This window comes from Yoonia sp. MH D7 (assembly GCF_054439475.1).
The window spans coordinates 1631166-1647219 of sequence record NZ_JBTJCF010000001.1 but is presented as its reverse complement, the minus strand read 5'-3'; the positions used below and the strand labels follow the sequence as shown (position 1 = coordinate 1647219).

Here is a 16054-nt window from a genome sequence, read left to right as displayed (position 1 = left end):
TACCCCTTGGTGTTATTTTGCGCCGACCTTTCGGGCGGTGTCTTCGATCTTGAAGATCATATCAAGGATCAGCGAGGCCGGGTCAAGGTTGACCGCCCGACCGTGGCGCACACGTGTGGTTAGGTCTTGTTGCAGTTGCGCCCAGGTTTGCGCCGCGCGGTCGGTGGGGGCGAGGCGGGCGAGCAGGCGGGCCTCGTGCGGGGAGCCTTGGGAATGAGGCTCGCCGAAGAGCCCTGCGCGGGCAGTGCGGGCGAGGAAATGGTCGATCAGGTCGAGGGTCAGGCCATAGTGGGTTTCGGCCCCGCGTGCGGCGCAGCTATCGGCGAGTTTCAGGGCGGCGGGGCGGTCGATTTTTGGCAGCCCTTCGAACAGGCGGATGAGGGACGCGTAAAGCGCTAGCCCGTCGTGGCGTAGCAGGCGCACGGCGTCGCCTGCGGAGCCTTCGGAGAGCGTCGCGAGGCCCTCGGCGTTGGCTGTGTCGAACCCTGCTTGGGTGAGGGCGTGTTGCAGGGGTTCGGTCGTCAATTGCGAGCAGCGCAGCACGCGGCAGCGCGAGCGGATTGTTGGCAAGAGCCGCGAGGGTTGGTGGGAGATGAGGAGAATTGTAGTATTCGCAGGCGGTTCTTCGAGTTCTTTGAGGATTGCGTTGGCGGCGTTGCGGTTCATTTCATCCGCGCTATCGACAATCACCACGCGCCGCCCGCCGTCAGCGGCGGACATGTGAAAGAAATCTTTCAGCCCGCGCACCGCGTCGACGGTTATTTCCTGGCGTAGTTTTTTGGTGTCGTGATTGTAGCCGCGCCGGACCACGATCATGCGCGGGTGAGCGCCTGATTGGACCAATCGCGCGTCGGGGTTATCATCCGGGATTGTTAGCGATGTGGCTGCTTGGACGCCGGTGTCGGGTCGTTCTGCCAACAAGAAGGTGGCGATTTTCCATGCAAGCGTGGCTTTGCCGACGCCGCGCGGTCCGGTGATCAGCCAGCCGGAGTGCAGACGATCTGTGTTATAGGCGTCGAGGAAGTCAGCCTCGGCGCGGTGTTGGCCAAAAAGGATGCGGGTGGTCCGTGGGTGTGGCGCGCCCTCGATGCGGTCGGGTTCTGGAAGGGTCTCGTCGCTCATGCGTGGGCCGCGATCTCGGTGGCGATTTGGTCTACGGTGCGGTTGCCGTCGATCAGCACGCAGCGGTTCGGGAAGGATTTAGCGAGCGTCAGGAAGCCGTGGCGCAGGGTTTCTTGAAAGCCGAGACCGAAGTCCTCGAAGCGGTCTTCGCCAGAACGCCGCGCGAGGCCGCGTTCCAGTGCAATTTTCGGGTCCATGTCGATGATGAAGGTCAGGTCGGGTTCGACGCCGATCATCAGTGCGTGTAATGCGTCGACTTTTGCGCGGAGATCGCCGCGTGTCGCCCCTTGGTAGATGCGCGTGCTGTCGGCAAAGCGGTCGCAGATCACTGTTTGCCCTTGCGCGAGGGCAGGGCGGATCGTTTTTTCCAAGTGGTCGCGCCGTGCGGCAGTAAAGAGCAGAAGTTCGGTTTCTGCGCTCCAGCGATCGGGATCGCCTGTCAGCAAGAGGCTGCGAATTTCTTCGGCACCTGCGCTGCCGCCGGGTTCGCGCGTCAGGATCACGTCTTGGTCCTGTGCGCGCAGCAGGTCGGCAAAGCGTCGTGACTGCGTGGATTTACCCGAGCCGTCAATGCCCTCGAATGTGATGAACCTTGCGGACATTCGCGGATCAGGCAGGCGCGTCGGCGGTGGTTTCGGGAGTATCTTCGGTGGTATCAGGTATCGGCGCAAACCTGTTCCAAAGCACCATGGCCGCTGTGCGCAGCCGTGTGTCGAATCCGCCTTTGGCAATGTCACGGTCAGCGACTAAGGGTACCCGTGCTTCGGGCAATCCGTCCAATGTAATGACCAATTCACCGAGTTGCTGGCCTTTGGTGATAGGCGCTGTAAAGGGGCCGCTATAGACGACTTCGGCGTCGATGCCGTTTGAGGATCCGATCACGGGCACCAGCAAATGCACATCTTCGGCGATGGTCAGTCCCACGGTTGCCGCTTCGCCCATCCAGACGTCGGCCTGTGCGAACTGCGTGCCAGCGCGCCCGACCTGTTTTTGCGCGAATTGGCGGAAGGCCCAGTTCACGATTTTTTCCGCTTCTTCCGCGCGTTCTTGCGGGGTTTCCATGCCTGTCAGCACAAAAATGATCCGGCGGTCGCCTTGTTTGGCTGAACCTGTCAGCCCGTAGCCAGCCTCGGTTGTGTGGCCGGTTTTAAGCCCATCAGCGCCAATGCCGAGACCCAGAATCGGGTTGCGGTTCTGGCTGTTGGAGGGGACGCGCCCGTCAAATTCGAATGACTGTTCGGAAAACAGCGGGTAGTAGGTCGGGTAATCTGTGATCAGACGGTTGGCCAGAATGCCGAGGTCTTCCATCGACATTCGATGCCCTGCGGCCGGCCAGCCGTTGGAATTGGCAAAGCTGGAGTTCATCATGCCCATCTGTTTTGCCCGCTCGGTCATCATGCGCGCAAAGCCTGCTTCGGTGCCGTCGAGTGACAGTGCCTCGGCGAGGACTGCGCTTGCATCGTTGCCCGAAAGCACGATCACGCCGCGCATCAGGTCTTCGACGGTGACGCGGTCAGTGGTGTCGAGAAACATCGAGCTGCCGCCGTAGGACGCCGCATGAGTAGAAACCGGCAAGGTTTCGTCGATGCGCAAGCGCCCGTCGGCCACCGCCTCGAAGGCCATATAGACGGTCATCAGTTTGGACATGGAGGCCGGGGGTAACGGTGTGTTCGCGTTTTTGGCAAGCAGGATGGTGCCTGTGCTTTGGTCCAGAACGTAGGCGGCGCTAGCTTTGGTCTCGAAAATCTGTGCGCTGCTCATGGCAGGTGTCAAAATCAGCGTCGCAATTGCGGCCATGTGGCGCAGGGTGATCATGAGTTTGCTCCCTTGGATATGGGTTAGTTGGTGACAAAATAGGCGTCGGCAAACCCGAGTGTTTTGACCTTTGCCAGTGCAGCAGCGCGGTCAGCGGAGGTTGGTGCAGGACCTACGATCACACGCCAGAACGGTTTGCCTTGACTTTTTTGAGCAAACACCTGGGACGATAGCCCGTCGCTGCGTAAGCGGTCAGCGGTACTGCGCGCGTTGGTTTCCACGCTGAAGATGCCGATCTGGATGAAAGGTTTGCTAAGGCTGGAAGAGGTGGCAGCAGGTGCGGGTGTCGGCGCGGCGGGGGGCGGTGTTGCCACTGGCGTGCTGGCTGCTGCCGTCTCGATGGCGGCGGCGGCCCCGGCGATCGGGTCAAGCGGGGTTGCCGCGATGTCTTCGGGTTCGCCAAAGTCAACTGTTGCTTCGGGGGCTGCGGCCACGGCGGCCTCTTCGCGGCGCAGGGCCGTGACATTCAGGGTGGCGGGTGCGCCTGCTAAAAGACCCAGCGCTTCGGCGGCGTCGGAGGAGACTTGTAATGCAGGGCCGGGGTTTTCACGCTCGCGCCGGAATAAGGCGCCGATCACAAACTTGCCGTTCGCTTCGTTGCGTACGATCACACGCTCGGGGTCTTGCGATGACGGGTGAGCCACCCAGACGCCGCCCAAGGATGGACGACCGTCCCAAAGCCCTTGCTCGGTGATCTGGAACACATCGGGTGCTTCGACGTCGCGTTCAACCAGTTCGGTGCTTTGGCTCATGGACGGCGCGCCGGGTGTGTTCTCCGCCGCAATGAACTGGCCATTTTCGTCGCAAGCTGCGAGCCCCATTGCCGCGATCAAAATTACCGACAGACCGGTATATTTCGAAAGGTTGTATCGTTGACCCATCATTCGCCCCTCGGATTACATGCGCCTCCTGTTCCTGGAGTGGCCGTTGATCGACCTTTTGCACGTTTAAACAGTGTATAGCGGAGCGTGCGACCATGCCGCAAGCCCTGCTTCGAATGGCACAGTAGCGGTATGGTAGCGGTTTTGGAAGTGATTGCGCGGTAATGTCGGCGGATTTCCCCAAGTCGCAAATGGTCTTTCCGAATCGGAATCAGGTCTATAAGAGGTGCGCAACGGAGGCTTGGCAGAGTGGTCGAATGCACCGGTCTTGAAAACCGACGAGGGTGAAAGTCCTCCCAGGGTTCGAATCCCTGAGCCTCCGCCAGATACATCACTCAAGTCATTGTTTTAATTGATGAATAAGTGACTTGAGCGTATTTGATCCCCCACATGATCCCCCACCTTGCGCTGGAACTCATGGAACGTGCTGGGCGCTAAAAGGACATGTTGGTGGGAATTATCTAGTCTCTAAATTTTGGTGTTCTGTTGTAGCCGTGCTTAGGATCGCTCGCGCCCATTTATCAGCGATAAGAACCATTTCCTAGGGGACAGTGATTTTAGCTACTCTAAAGCTTCGTCAATACAAGTATTTACACGAACATATTCAACATGAGGCGAGCCATTCATTCCAAATCTAGTGTCGCGTTGGACAGAACAGATATACAAGCCTTCTTCAAACCTAATAATCATTTCCCAGCCAATGCTAGGCTGTGAAAAGGTTCGGGAGCTAACTATTTCGCCCTTTTGAATGATTAGCTTTGCTGTGGGTTCGTCCACTGTTCCCGCCGCTGTTTGGGTGGCAAAAAAAACCGACACTATTAAAATAAACCGCATCATCTAATATTCCCACTCATTCTTGGCGACATTAACCTGTGATAACATACGTATACTTCAAAGGCCATTTCCTGCATTCAGGAAAGGCGGCAGTTGCTAATCTGCTAATCGGTTAACTGTGATGTTTCACGATGCGGTAAGCCAGCTTTCTGATCTTGCCCCGAACCTCTGAGCCTTCTTCGAGAGCTGCTAGCGCTTTGTTTGCCGTCGGCCTTTCTCTTAGTGCAGTGATAGGTGCGCTTTGTACGATTTCACTGGGCAGGATTTCAGGGTACTTCCAAGTGTCCAAAAGCCAAACACGTAAGCGTTCTGCCCGTGCGATGTCTAGTGACACAATCGCGGCGCTGGATAGGCGCAAGGCCTCATTCAGATAGTATTGTGCTAATTCCACGGCATTCGGCATTGTCCTTGATCCGCCAGTGGCAGGGGGGCGCTGTAAGGGGTATGCGTTCGCGCTGTGCGACTTAGGAAAGTCGATAACTTACCGAAAAGGACTAAGTGCCGAACACTGCATCCCAGAAGTGTTCCCAGCATTGCTGGAAGATACGCCCGTATTTTATTTGCATCACGATATGCGTTTTGCTTTACTCACGTTTGTGTACCGTCATTAGGTAAACAGATCGTCCAAAGCCCAGCGCTGGGCGATGATCCAGAATGTTGTTTTCGTGAATAAGAAAGAATGCGCGAGCCGCTAAAGGGCGGCGCATCTCTTAGGGGGTATAAGGGGGAGAGGTGTGCAGGGGAGTTTCGGGGGAGGTGATAAGGGGATGCACCATAGATGCACCCCCAGTTGTCAGGCAGTTTCGGGGGAGGTGCGCTTAGGTTTGCACCATAACAATGTCATTTCTACGCCCGTTTTCTTCGTTCACGATTTTACCATCGTCAAAAAGCTTGTTCATTGCCGTTTTAAACATCGGTTTCGTAATCCCTTCACCTTTAGGGTGCGCAGCAAACTGCGAAGGTGCATAGTTAGCACCAGCCGAAGCATTTAGATTTCGGCCCTGTTCGGTAAATAGCCTTAGCAGGTCCATAAACACACGTTCAGCCTTTGCCGTTGTTGCTTTACGGTCCATCGCAGTTTCAGCCGCCTTCGCAGTGAACACGCCATCGTCCCAAAACAACTCATTGGACGCGCCTAGTCGCCCATAGTTGTTTTTCATATTGGTAAGAATGCGGCCATTCGGGTCTGCCAAGCCGCTACTGTCCTTTTTGTGGGTAAGATAGAGCCGCGACCGAACAGAACCATTCCAAGCCGTTGAACCACTATCGCCACGCCCAGTTTCCATGCCACTTTTTGACGGGTGAGCAAGCAACACAATTGCGCAGTCATAAGTTATGGCAAGGAATTTTAGCATCCCAACAAACTGCCTGACTTTTGCGCGGTCATTCTCGTTTGCTGGATACATATCTGCCAAAGTGTCGAGAACAACTAACTTTGGGCGTACCCTTTGGATTTCTCTTTCCGTCATTAGGTAAAGTGGGGACGGGCTAAGGGGGGCATGAACGCTAGCTTCCGTCGCGAGAAGTGCATCTTCGCCAGCTAGGGACTTTATGTGCAGGTCTGACAAGTCTAGGAAGTCGCACTTTTCCTTGCCGATAATGTCTTCAAGGCGACGTTGCATTTCCTCTTGTTCATCTTCCGCCCCCAAGTAGATCACGCTGCCTTCGATCACTGGTCTGTTTAACCAAGTCTGCAAGGGTCTTTTTTGACGTAAAACAACGGCTACTGATAACTGCATTGCGACCAATGATTTGCCTGTCCCACCGTCACCTGTGAAAAGTGTAACTTGGCGATCAGGGATCATTTCCTGCACGATCCACTTGCGATCTGGTGCCGTTGTGCCTTCAAAGCTAGCTGCGCTGATAGTTAGGTTTTCAGGTGTCGTGCGAATAACGATTTCCGAACCTTCGGCCTTCATAAATGTTTGGTCAATTTTCATACTGAACCGCCTTTCGTCATAATATAATCATTCCAGTCTTGGCCCAATGGGGCAGCGGCAATCGAGGTTTGCCAACCTAAACTTGACGCCCTTTGTGCAAGTGCCTGTGCTGCTTTCATGCCCTCGCCATTGTCGTCGCTGTCAGGGGCAACGATCAGGTGGTGAGGTTTTGCGGGAAGGGATAGCGAACGCATGCCCGATGTAGACAGCGCCGCCCAGATCGTCGCAGGGCCGTCTAGCAAGCCGCATGCAAGCGATAGGGCTGTCTCTATACCTTCGGCCACCACCAACGGCCCATCGCTCTGTGCGACCTGCACAGCGCCGCCTTTGCATGTCCCGAGCATTGCCTTGTCAGGTGCGACACAAGCCTTCACGCCTGCGTTGCCAAGGTAAGTGCGATGCACGGCGGTCCCGATGTTGCCCTCAAGTTTTCCCAGCATTGAGGGAATGCTCACCCGCGTTGGATGCCAGCAAGAGGGATTGAAGCGCAACGTGTCAGGAAGGGGGCAAGTGATCCCCCGATTGCGCAGATAGGTTTCGGCTAAAGTGCCACCAATCGGCAAACCCGCGTCCCAAATCTTTCCCGCTTGTTCGCAGCGCTTGTGCTGCCCCTCTAGTTCACGTTTGCGCCGCCGTTCAGCTTCGGCAGGGTCAGCGGGGATGTAGTCACCTTGCCCCTCAATTAGCCCCCTATGCTTTAACGCCGCTATGATGTCGAGAAAGCCACACCCCCCATGACAATGCGCCAAAAGTTGATCGCCGCCCCCGTTTGCGAGGCTTAGCGCGGGTGTTCTGGTGTTGTCATGCGCAGGGCAATAGGCGAGGCCGTAGCTACCGTGCCAATGCCCCTTGAGTGCCATTGTTAAGCTTTGTGCGTCACTCATGTGTTGCCCCCCAAGTATTAAGGGAAAGCACTGTTTGACGCCCAGCGCTGGGCTGTGATATTGAATTCTTAGACGCCAGTGACCATTGGCAAGAATTTAGAGCTGGAACCTGCGCCAACAGGTTTTGGCTCTTTTCGTTTAAGCGTCCCATATCAAACCTCATTTCGTGGTTTGAGGTTATCAAGCCAAGCAGCGAAGAGGTGGTCGCGGATTTTCGGACCAGTTGTTAAGGTGGATCGCATGACGAAAGAAGTGATCCCAAATGACAAAACGAAAGAACCATTCGCCCGATTTCAAAGCCAAGGTTGCGCTTGAAGCAATCCGCGAGGAGATGTCGATGGCGGAACTGTCCAAAAAATATGGCGTTCATCCGACCCAGATAGGGACTTGGAAACGGGCGGCGATAGAGAATATGGCGACGGCATTTACGCGCAAAGGTTCAGCGCCCGATGGGGTAAGTGCCGTTGACGTCGACAAGCTGCATTCCAAGATAGGTCAGCTTGTTGTGGAGCGATATTTTTTGGCGGATGCCTCGCAGCAGTTGCTCGGGATGCGAGGCAAAAAATGGTGAGCCGAGATCATAAGTTAAGCATGCGTAAACAGTGCGAACTATTGCAGTTGTCGCGTTCGCGGCTTTACTACCAGCCCGTCGGCGAGAGCGCTGAGAACCTGCGGTTCATGGAAATCATCGACAAACAGTTCCTGGAAACGCCTTGGTATGGATCGCGTCAGATGGCCCGGTACATGAAGCGCAACAATCACCAATGTGGCCGCCACCGGATCCGGCGCTTGATGCGGCTTATGCGTCTGGTTCCGATCTATCAGGAGCCCAACACAAGTAAAAAGCATCCGCATCACAAGATCTGGCCTTACTTGCTGAGGAATGCGGCAATTGACCGCCCAAATCAGGTTTGGTGCGCAGATATTACCTACATACCGATGCGACGCGGCTTCCTGTATCTCGTGGCGATCATGGATTGGCACAGCCGCAAAGTGCTTTCGTGGCGGCTGTCCAACAGTATGGATGCAGACTTTTGCGTCGAGGCTTTGAAAGAGGCGCTCGCCAAGCACGGCACGCCGGAAATCTTCAACACCGATCAGGGCAGCCAATTTACCAGCGGCGCTTGGATCGACGTGCTGGTCGACGCAGACATCAAGATCAGCATGGACGGAAAAGGCGCATGGCGCGACAATCGCATGATCGAAAGGCTCTGGCGATCGTTGAAGTATGAATGCGTCTATTTGAATGCCTTTGAGACAGGCTCGGAAATGCGGGCTGGGATCGGCAAATGGCTGACGTATTACAACTCTGAGCGCCCGCATTCAACTCACGGCATATTGACCCCAGATGAGGCCTATGTCAGCAAAACAGAACCAATGAGATTAGCAGCCTAAATAAAACCCAGATCCACCTTAACAAGGATGTAAACTGGTCTAAAATCTAGGACCACCTCTCACCGTGCTTGACGTTCCGCCACGTTGGCAAGTTTAGGGCGTGAACCTTTCGGGCCGCGTCTTCAAAGGTCAGCATCGCTTCGGCTTCACGTTTGACCTGTCGAGGATCGCCACCAGCTTGCACCAGCCTTCGGTTAACTAAAGCCTTTTCCCGCGCTTCGGCTAAGGTCACGACGGTTAAACTACCCAAGCCAAGTTCACACCTTTTGCCGCGAATGGTGATCCGCTGTTTCCATTGCTTTGCGCCGTTCGGCTTCACGAAAAGATAAAGCCCGTTCCCGTCAAAGTGCTTTCCCGTCTTTGTTGCGCTTCTAACATAGGCGGCGGTTAGAGCCTTCGCAGGTGTTCGAATTCCAATAGCTGGCATTGGTTGATCCCCCAAATGATCCCCCACTATGTTCTGGAATTGGCTGGAAATCAAGGGCCTTGCGTGAACCTAGAATTCATAAAATATCATATAAACTAGGTATTTAGGGGGCATCACTGGAGCTATGTGGATTATTAAATGGCGGACTGAGCCTCCGCCATAAAACTCGGAGTGTAAATTTTAATTTAGCATTCAAATCTTACGAGATCTTAGCTCGTGAGGTCGGTTGATCTGCCCTGTTTTGCTACCCTTTCTGCACCATATTTTGTTACGCAAGGCTAAATGTCGAGAGGGGGGCGAGATGTTTAAACCGATCCTGCGCGAGAATACTTGGTATCTGAAGCGGCGTGTTCCCGAGCGGTTTGCGAGTGTCGAGCCGCGTCTTGAGATTTGGGAGAGCCTCAAGACTGCTTGCTATAAAATCTGAAGAAATAGAGAAATCGGTAATTTCACCTTCAGCTTAAAAATGAAAAACCAAAAAATATAACTCCCTCTTTCCTTGGATGAAACTGAACAATCATTTTCCTGCTGCACAAAGAAAAAACCAAAAGCATGACCACCATAAAATCTCGTAACGCTGAGCGCGCTCTTCCTTTGAATTACGTTCTTCTATATATCTTTCTGTCTTGATGTTCAGGCCCTATTTGAATGATCAGGGCTGGCAGGCCGGTCGGCGATTTTTGCCTCGGTTGGCGCTGCGATTTCGCCAATTCCGTGCAGCCAATGGTGAATATCGCGTTCCCGCATGGGTCGTATTTTGACAAGATCGCGGGCCAGTTTTTTAGAACACCTCGGTGCTGTGTGAGCAAAACACCAGCCCTTTGTTCTGCCCTCACCAATCTCTGGCGCACGCGGTCGCGGATGTTCGGAGGCGGCATGCTGTCCCGCAAGCCCGTCAGAACCCGTTCCTCGGTCACCTTGCGCGCGATTGGTGCAGATCGCCTCGCCCTTGTTGCAGGCTCCGGAACAGCCATAGCGGGTTTTGTTGACCAGCGTGTAACTGTATCCGCAAAAATCGCATTTGAGAGGGCCGGACCCGTCGCGAGTGATGAATACTGTCCCACTCACGACCCGTTTGGCGTCAACGCGAGGCTTGCCATGGGACTTTGGACAAAAGGATCTTTCAGTCCGAAAAGACCACTCATGTCACCGCTCATATTTTGGAAGAATGCTTCAGATTTTCAAGCCAAAATCATTGGGTCGTGACCTTAGTCAGAATATTCCGCGGCGGAGTTGACCTAGATCAACGAAACATCCGCGACATGCGCAGACAATGACGGAAAGCGGCATGACGGCCAAACGTCCGTCTTGTTGGTGTAACTGGCAAAAGGAACGCGACCCATGAGTTCTCACCCCGATTCACAACCCGAAGACGACGCCTCGCTCCTGTCGTCGCGTTTTCCAACCGCCTATACGATCCTGTTTGTGCTGATCGCCTTGGTCGCCGTACTCACATGGGTCATCCCCGCTGGTCAGTATGAACGTATCGCCGACGAAACCGTAGGCAGGTCCATCGCCGTCGCCGGAACTTATGCTGAAGTTCCCTCCAATCCACAGGGCCTGTTCGACGTCCTTCTCGCGCCAATTGCCGGTTTCTATGACCCTGACAGCTATGCCGCCAACGCCATCGATGTGGCACTCTTCGTTCTGTTCCTTGGTGGATTTTTGGGTGTTGTGAACGCTACTGGCGCTATTGATACCGGTATCCGCGCCGCGATGACCCATATGAAGGGGCGCGAGATTTGGATGATCCCCATCCTGATGGCTCTGTTTGCGGCTGGCGGTACGACCTATGGCATGGCCGAAGAGACACTGGCGTTTTATGCCATCCTGATTCCAGTCATGATTGCCGCAGGGTATGACGCGGTGACCGGTGTCGCCGTGATCCTGATCGGCGCAGGCATTGGCGTGCTGGGCTCGACGATCAATCCCTTTGCGACTGTTATCGCATCTGATGCTGCTGGCATTCCGTTCACAGACGGGATTGTGCTGCGTCTGGTTCTGCTGATTGGCGGGCTGGTTATCTGTGCTGCTTATGTGATGCGCTATGCCAAGCGCGTGAAAGCTGATCCGGCGCACTCTGTCGTTGCCCATCAAATGGGCGCGCATCGTCGCCTGTTTCTGAGTGATGAAACTGCAGACAACGCCGATGACACCCTTTCCATGACGCAGAAAATCGTACTGGTCCTGTTCGGACTGACATTTGCAGTCATGATCTGGGGCGTCTCTTCACAAGAGTGGTGGATGGCGCAGATGGGTGGCTTGTTCCTTGGGGCTGCCATTGTCATCGGGATTATCGGGCGCTTGGGTGAAAAGCGGCTAACCGGCAGTTTTGTGGACGGAGCGCGTGATTTGCTTGGCGTCGCATTCGTCATCGGGCTAGCGCGTGGGATTGTCGTCATCATGGAGAACGGCCTGATCGCCGACACGATCCAGCACAGCGCCGAAAGCTCGCTCGGGGGGCTGGGAACGCTGGCCTTTATCAATGTCATGTTCTGGATCGAAGTCGGGATGAGCTTTTTTGTACCATCGTCCTCTGGTCTGGCCGTGCTGTCGATGCCGATCCTGGCACCGCTCGCGGACTTTGCGGGCGTTGGCCGTGATTTGGTCGTCACTGCTTTTCAATCAGCCAACGGGCTGGTGAACCTGATCAACCCGACCTTCGCCGTGGTCATCGGGGGGCTCGCCATCGGGCGAGTGTCCTATGACCGCTGGCTTGTCTTTATATGGCCTTTGATGCTGATCCTCATCGTTTTTACCAGCGTTGCAATCAGCATTGCCGCCATTCTTTAATCGAAAGGAAATACTATGTCCGATCAACCCCTTGGCGTTCATTCCGAATCTGGAAAGCTTCGGCAGGTCATCGTCTGCCGCCCCGGCCTCGCGCACCGGCGTCTGACCCCTGACAACGCCTCAGAGCTTCTGTTCGACGATGTGTTCTGGGTTAAGCAGGCGCAAAAGGATCATGACGATTTTTGCGAAACCATGCGCGGCGAAGGCGTCGAAGTGCTTGAGACTGGCACGATGCTGGCAGAAACACTGGAGATCAAAGAGGCTCGGAAGTGGGTTCTGGACCACCGCATTGCCGCGATCCATGTGGGTGTCGGCATGCGGCACGAATTACGTGAATGGATGGACAATCTGCCGGGCGAGGAGTTGTCGCAGTGGTTGATTGGCGGTCTGACGGTCAAGGATGTGCCATTTGATACCGAAAGCATGTTTGGTTCCTATCTGGGGCGCCACGGCTTTATCCTGCCGCCGCTGCCGAACTTTCTGTTCACCCGCGATAACTCGGCCTGGATCTTTGGTGGTGTAACGCTCAATCCGATGCATTGGCAGGCGCGCAGGCCCGAGACGCTGCTGACGGCGGCGATCTATCGCTTCCATCCTAAATTTGCAGGCAAGGTTGATGTGATCTGGGGCGATCCGCTGGCCGATCATGGTCTTGCCACAGTTGAGGGTGGTGATGTCATGCCGCTGGGTAACGGCCTTGTTCTGATCGGCATGGGCGAGCGAACGTCGCCGCAAGGTGTCGGCCTGCTGGCGGGGGCGCTGTTTGATCAGGGTCGCGCAGAGCGGGTCATCGCCTGCGAAATGCCAAAATCCCGCGCCGCGATGCATCTGGACACGGTATTCACCTTCTGCGGCGGCGATGTCGTCACGGCCTTCAAGGAGGTCGCGGACGAAATGACCTGCTACGATCTGCACCCTGGTGAGGGCGACAAGCCGCTGAGGATGCACCACGACAAACGCCCGATGTTCGACGTGGTTGCCGATGCCATTGGGTTCAAAAAGCTGAACGTCGTACCCACCGGCGGCGGCGATCCGTTCGAACAATCACGCGAGCAGTGGAACGATGGCAACAACGTGCTGGCCCTGCGTCCCGGCGTCGTCATGGGCTACGACCGCAACGACGACACCAATGCGGCATTGCGCGCCGAAGGCATTGAGGTGCTGGAAATGCCCGGTGCCGAACTGGGGCGGGGCAGGGGCGGTAGCCGCTGCATGTCCTGCCCAACCATCCGCGATGCAGTTTAAGGAAACGATAAAATGGCTTTCAATCTCAAGAACCGACACTTTCTCACACTGCGGGATTTTACCCCCGCCGAAATCGGGTTTCTTCTGAAGCTCTCGGCTGATCTCAAGTCAGCTAAATACGCCGGCACCGAAGTCGAAACGCTGAAGGGCAAAGAAATTGCGCTGATCTTTGAAAAGGACAGCACCCGAACGCGGGTCGGGTTCGAGGTGGCAGCCCACGATCAGGGGGCGACGGTCACGTATCTTGGACCGACTGGCACCCATATCGGGGGCAAGGAATCTGTCAAAGACACCGCGCGCGTTCTGGGACGGGTTTATGACGCCATCGAATACCGCGGCTTTGGCCAGAAGATTGTGCAGGAGTTGGCAGATTGGTCGGGCGTGCCGGTTTATAACGGACTGACTGACGAATTTCACCCAACCCAAATTCTGGCAGATTTCCTGACCATGCAGGAACACTCGGACAAACCCTTGCGCCAAGTTGCCTATTGTTTCATGGGCGACGCGGGAAACAATATGGGCTTCAGTTTGTTGTTGGGTGGGGCCAAGATGGGGATGGACGTACGCCTTTGCGCACCAAAATCGCTGTGGCCCGTTCAGGCTATTCAGGACGAAGCACAGGCCATCGCCAAGGAAACGGGTGCCCGCATCACCATCACCGAAGATGTGGACAAAGCCGTCAAGGATGTCGATTTTATCTATACCGACGTCTGGGTGTCCATGGGGGAGAGTAAAGAAAAATGGGCCGAACGGATCGACCTACTTAAGCCGTATCAGATCAACGCCGATGTGATGGCCAAGACGGGCAATCCGCGCACTAAATTTATGCATTGCCTGCCTGCGTTCCACAACACCGACACCGAGGTTGGAAAAGAGATCGAGCAAAAATTTGGCCTAACGGCGATGGAAGTCACGGATGAGGTCTTTGAAAGTCCCGCCTCGATTGTCTTTGATCAGGCCGAAAACCGGATGCATACGATCAAGGCGGTTCTTGTCGCCACGTTGGGGGGCTGATCCATGCTTGTCGTTGCAGCCCTTGGCGGGAACGCCCTGCTGACACGAGGTCAACCACTGACCGCGGATAACCAGCGCGCCAATGCCCGCAAGGCCGCAATTGCGTTGGCAGAGATCGTCCGCGCTGGGCACCAGTTGGTGGTCACCCACGGCAATGGTCCGCAGATTGGTCTGCTGGCGTTAAAAGGTGCCGCCTATAAACCCGACGAGGCCTATCCGCTGGATGTTTTAGGTGCCGAAAGCGTCGGTATGATCGGATATATCATCGAACAGGAGCTGGAAAACGCCCTTGATCACACGTATCCGGTTGCCACGTTGCTGACGCAGATCTTGGTGGATGGCAAAGATCCGGCGTTTCAGAACCCGACCAAGTTTATCGGACCGGTCTATGAGCGCGAAGAGGCAGAGGCCCGCGCCAAGGCCGCTGGGTGGTCCATCGCGCCCGACGGCGATAAGTGGCGGCGCGTCGTTGCCTCGCCCCTCCCGCAGGAAATCCCCGATATGGGCGTGCTGCAGCTATTGCTGGAGCACGGCGTGATTGTGATCTGTACCGGCGGCGGCGGCATTCCTGTGGTGCGACAGCCGGACGGCAGCCTGATCGGGATCGAGGCGGTGATCGATAAGGACGCTGCCAGCGCGCTTTTGGCGCAGGAATTAAAGGCCGATGCGCTGTTGCTGCTGACTGATGTCGCGGCGGTGATGCAGGATTTCGGTCTGGAAACACAGCGTGAGATCGGAGCGATTTCGCCTGAGGATGCCATGAAAATGGATCTGCCCGCCGGTTCGATGGGTCCGAAGGTCACTGCCGCCGCGGCGTTCGCGGAAGGTGGTGGCATGGGCGGGATCGGGCGACTGGATCAGGCGGCTGAAATTCTGGCGGGCCGTGCGGGAACACGCATCTCGCTCACCCACACATAAAGGATCAATCATATGAAACGTTTACAAGATAAAATCGCGCTCATCACTGGTGGCGCTGCTGGAATAGGGCTTGAAACGGCTCGCCTGTTTTTAAGCGAAGGGGCGAAAGTCGTGCTTGTGGACTTGACAGACGATGATCTTACCGCTGCGGCCAAAACCCTTGGCGCGCAGGATAACGTGCTGACGGTCGCCGCGGATGTATCGTCAAAGAAAGATACCGCTGCGTATGTAAAGGCAGCGCTGGATCACTTCGGGCGGATCGACGTATTTTTCAACAATGCCGGGATCGAGGGACGCTTCGCGCCGCTGGTGGAACAAGATATTGATGACTTCGACCGCGTGATGGCCGTCAACGTGCGCGGGGCGTTTCTGGGTTTGCAACACGTCCTGCCCGGCATGATTGCCAACAAGTCGGGGAGCATCATCAACATGTCCTCTATCGCAGGTTTGCAGGGCAGCCCGAATGTCGCGCCCTACATCACCTCAAAACACGCCATCGTCGGGTTGACCCGCGCTGCCGCGATCGAAGCCGCCCCTGCCAACGTACGGGTCAACTCGGTACATCCGTCGCCAATCAACACCCGCATGATGCGCTCTTTGGAAGAGGGGTTCAGCCCCGGTCACGCCGCTGAGACGCAAAAGCAGCTTGCCGCCACGATCCCGTTGGCCCGTTATGGCGAATCCATCGATGTGGCAAATCTAGTGCTGTTTCTCGCCTCTGATGACTCGGCCTTCATAACTGGAGGGCAATATCCAGTTGATGGCGGGCTGGCGGCGGGCTGAATC

15 protein-coding genes, 1 tRNA gene and 1 pseudogene are annotated in these 16054 nt (G+C 55.8%); 8 read left to right on the top strand and 9 right to left on the bottom strand.

Annotation, left to right across the window (positions count from 1 at the left end; genetic code table 11):
- Window positions 1–12 precede the first annotated feature (12 nt).
- Genes ACXLHR_RS08065 through ACXLHR_RS08050 form a run of 4 tightly spaced genes read right to left on the bottom strand, consistent with a single transcriptional unit; the run spans window position 13 to window position 3818 of the window.
- Window positions 13–1122 carry a DNA polymerase III subunit delta' gene (locus ACXLHR_RS08065; RefSeq protein WP_458790954.1) on the bottom strand — a complete coding sequence of 370 codons (1110 nt, stop codon included), beginning with the start codon at window positions 1120–1122 and terminating at the stop codon, window positions 13–15.
- The gene (tmk, locus tag ACXLHR_RS08060; protein ID WP_458790953.1) at window positions 1119–1724 is read right to left on the bottom strand and encodes a dTMP kinase; all 606 of its coding nucleotides are present in this window, start codon (window positions 1722–1724) and stop codon (window positions 1119–1121) included. Before tmk ends, ACXLHR_RS08065 begins: the two co-directional genes overlap by 4 nt.
- A gap of 7 nt (window positions 1725–1731) precedes the next feature.
- The gene (locus ACXLHR_RS08055; RefSeq protein ID WP_458790952.1) at window positions 1732–2937 is read right to left on the bottom strand and encodes a D-alanyl-D-alanine carboxypeptidase family protein; all 1206 of its coding nucleotides are present in this window, start codon (window positions 2935–2937) and stop codon (window positions 1732–1734) included.
- Between the two features lie 23 nt (window positions 2938–2960).
- Window positions 2961–3818 (bottom strand): SPOR domain-containing protein, encoded by an 858-nt coding sequence (locus ACXLHR_RS08050; protein ID WP_458790951.1) that lies wholly within the window; start codon window positions 3816–3818, stop codon window positions 2961–2963.
- 235 nt (window positions 3819–4053) lie between these two features.
- Here ACXLHR_RS08050 and ACXLHR_RS08045 point away from each other — a divergent pair.
- Window positions 4054–4143: transfer RNA gene (locus tag ACXLHR_RS08045), tRNA-Ser, on the top strand.
- 236 nt (window positions 4144–4379) lie between these two features.
- Here the strand turns inward: ACXLHR_RS08045 and ACXLHR_RS08040 are convergent.
- The 3 genes from ACXLHR_RS08040 to ACXLHR_RS08030 all read right to left on the bottom strand — a co-directional run bounded on the left by ACXLHR_RS08040 (window position 4380) and on the right by ACXLHR_RS08030 (window position 7476).
- Window positions 4380–4655 (bottom strand): hypothetical protein, encoded by a 276-nt coding sequence (locus ACXLHR_RS08040; protein WP_458790950.1) that lies wholly within the window; start codon window positions 4653–4655, stop codon window positions 4380–4382.
- A gap of 815 nt (window positions 4656–5470) precedes the next feature.
- Window positions 5471–6592: an AAA family ATPase gene (locus ACXLHR_RS08035; protein WP_458790949.1), complete on the bottom strand. Its 1122-nt coding sequence runs from the start codon at window positions 6590–6592 to the stop codon at window positions 5471–5473.
- On the bottom strand, window positions 6589–7476 hold the full coding sequence (locus ACXLHR_RS08030) for a DUF7146 domain-containing protein (protein WP_458790948.1): 888 nt from the start codon (window positions 7474–7476) through the stop codon (window positions 6589–6591). The genes ACXLHR_RS08035 and ACXLHR_RS08030 overlap by 4 nt, the downstream gene beginning before the upstream one ends.
- A 262-nt stretch (window positions 7477–7738) precedes the next feature.
- On the opposite strand from ACXLHR_RS08030, the gene ACXLHR_RS08025 reads away from it, so the two are divergent.
- Window positions 7739–8871, top strand: a protein-coding gene (locus ACXLHR_RS08025; protein ID WP_458790947.1) for an IS3 family transposase whose coding sequence is annotated in 2 segments (ribosomal slippage) — window positions 7739–8018 and window positions 8018–8871 — 1134 coding nt in all. Because the reading frame shifts where the segments join, the coding sequence is not laid out codon by codon here.
- Between the two features lie 46 nt (window positions 8872–8917).
- Here ACXLHR_RS08025 and ACXLHR_RS08020 read toward each other — a convergent pair.
- Window positions 8918–9298, bottom strand: coding sequence for an Arm DNA-binding domain-containing protein (locus ACXLHR_RS08020; protein WP_458790946.1), 381 nt, complete (start codon window positions 9296–9298; stop codon window positions 8918–8920).
- Between the two features lie 301 nt (window positions 9299–9599).
- On the opposite strand from ACXLHR_RS08020, the gene ACXLHR_RS08015 reads away from it, so the two are divergent.
- A complete protein-coding gene (locus ACXLHR_RS08015) occupies window positions 9600–9725 on the top strand; it encodes a DUF6538 domain-containing protein (protein WP_458790945.1) in 126 nt (41 codons plus the stop codon).
- A 608-nt stretch (window positions 9726–10333) separates the two neighbouring features.
- Here the strand turns inward: ACXLHR_RS08015 and ACXLHR_RS08010 are convergent.
- Window positions 10334–10414, bottom strand: a pseudogene (locus tag ACXLHR_RS08010) (IS5/IS1182 family transposase); the annotation flags it as partial.
- 225 nt (window positions 10415–10639) lie between these two features.
- Between ACXLHR_RS08010 and ACXLHR_RS08005 the strand changes: the two are divergent.
- From ACXLHR_RS08005 to ACXLHR_RS07985, 5 genes are read left to right on the top strand one after another with little or no spacing between them, the layout of a single operon-like run.
- On the top strand, window positions 10640–12091 hold the full coding sequence (locus ACXLHR_RS08005) for a YfcC family protein (RefSeq protein WP_458790944.1): 1452 nt from the start codon (window positions 10640–10642) through the stop codon (window positions 12089–12091).
- 15 nt (window positions 12092–12106) lie between these two features.
- Window positions 12107–13336, top strand: a complete 1230-nt coding sequence (locus tag ACXLHR_RS08000) for an arginine deiminase (protein ID WP_458790943.1) — start codon at window positions 12107–12109, stop codon at window positions 13334–13336.
- 12 nt (window positions 13337–13348) lie between these two features.
- Entirely contained in the window at window positions 13349–14350 is a 1002-nt protein-coding gene (argF, locus tag ACXLHR_RS07995; protein WP_458790942.1) for an ornithine carbamoyltransferase, read from the top strand.
- A 3-nt stretch (window positions 14351–14353) separates the two neighbouring features.
- On the top strand, window positions 14354–15268 hold the full coding sequence (arcC, locus tag ACXLHR_RS07990) for a carbamate kinase (RefSeq protein ID WP_458790941.1): 915 nt from the start codon (window positions 14354–14356) through the stop codon (window positions 15266–15268).
- A 12-nt stretch (window positions 15269–15280) separates the two neighbouring features.
- The gene (locus tag ACXLHR_RS07985; protein ID WP_458790940.1) at window positions 15281–16051 is read left to right on the top strand and encodes an SDR family NAD(P)-dependent oxidoreductase; all 771 of its coding nucleotides are present in this window, start codon (window positions 15281–15283) and stop codon (window positions 16049–16051) included.
- The last annotated feature ends 3 nt before the right edge of the window (window positions 16052–16054 follow it).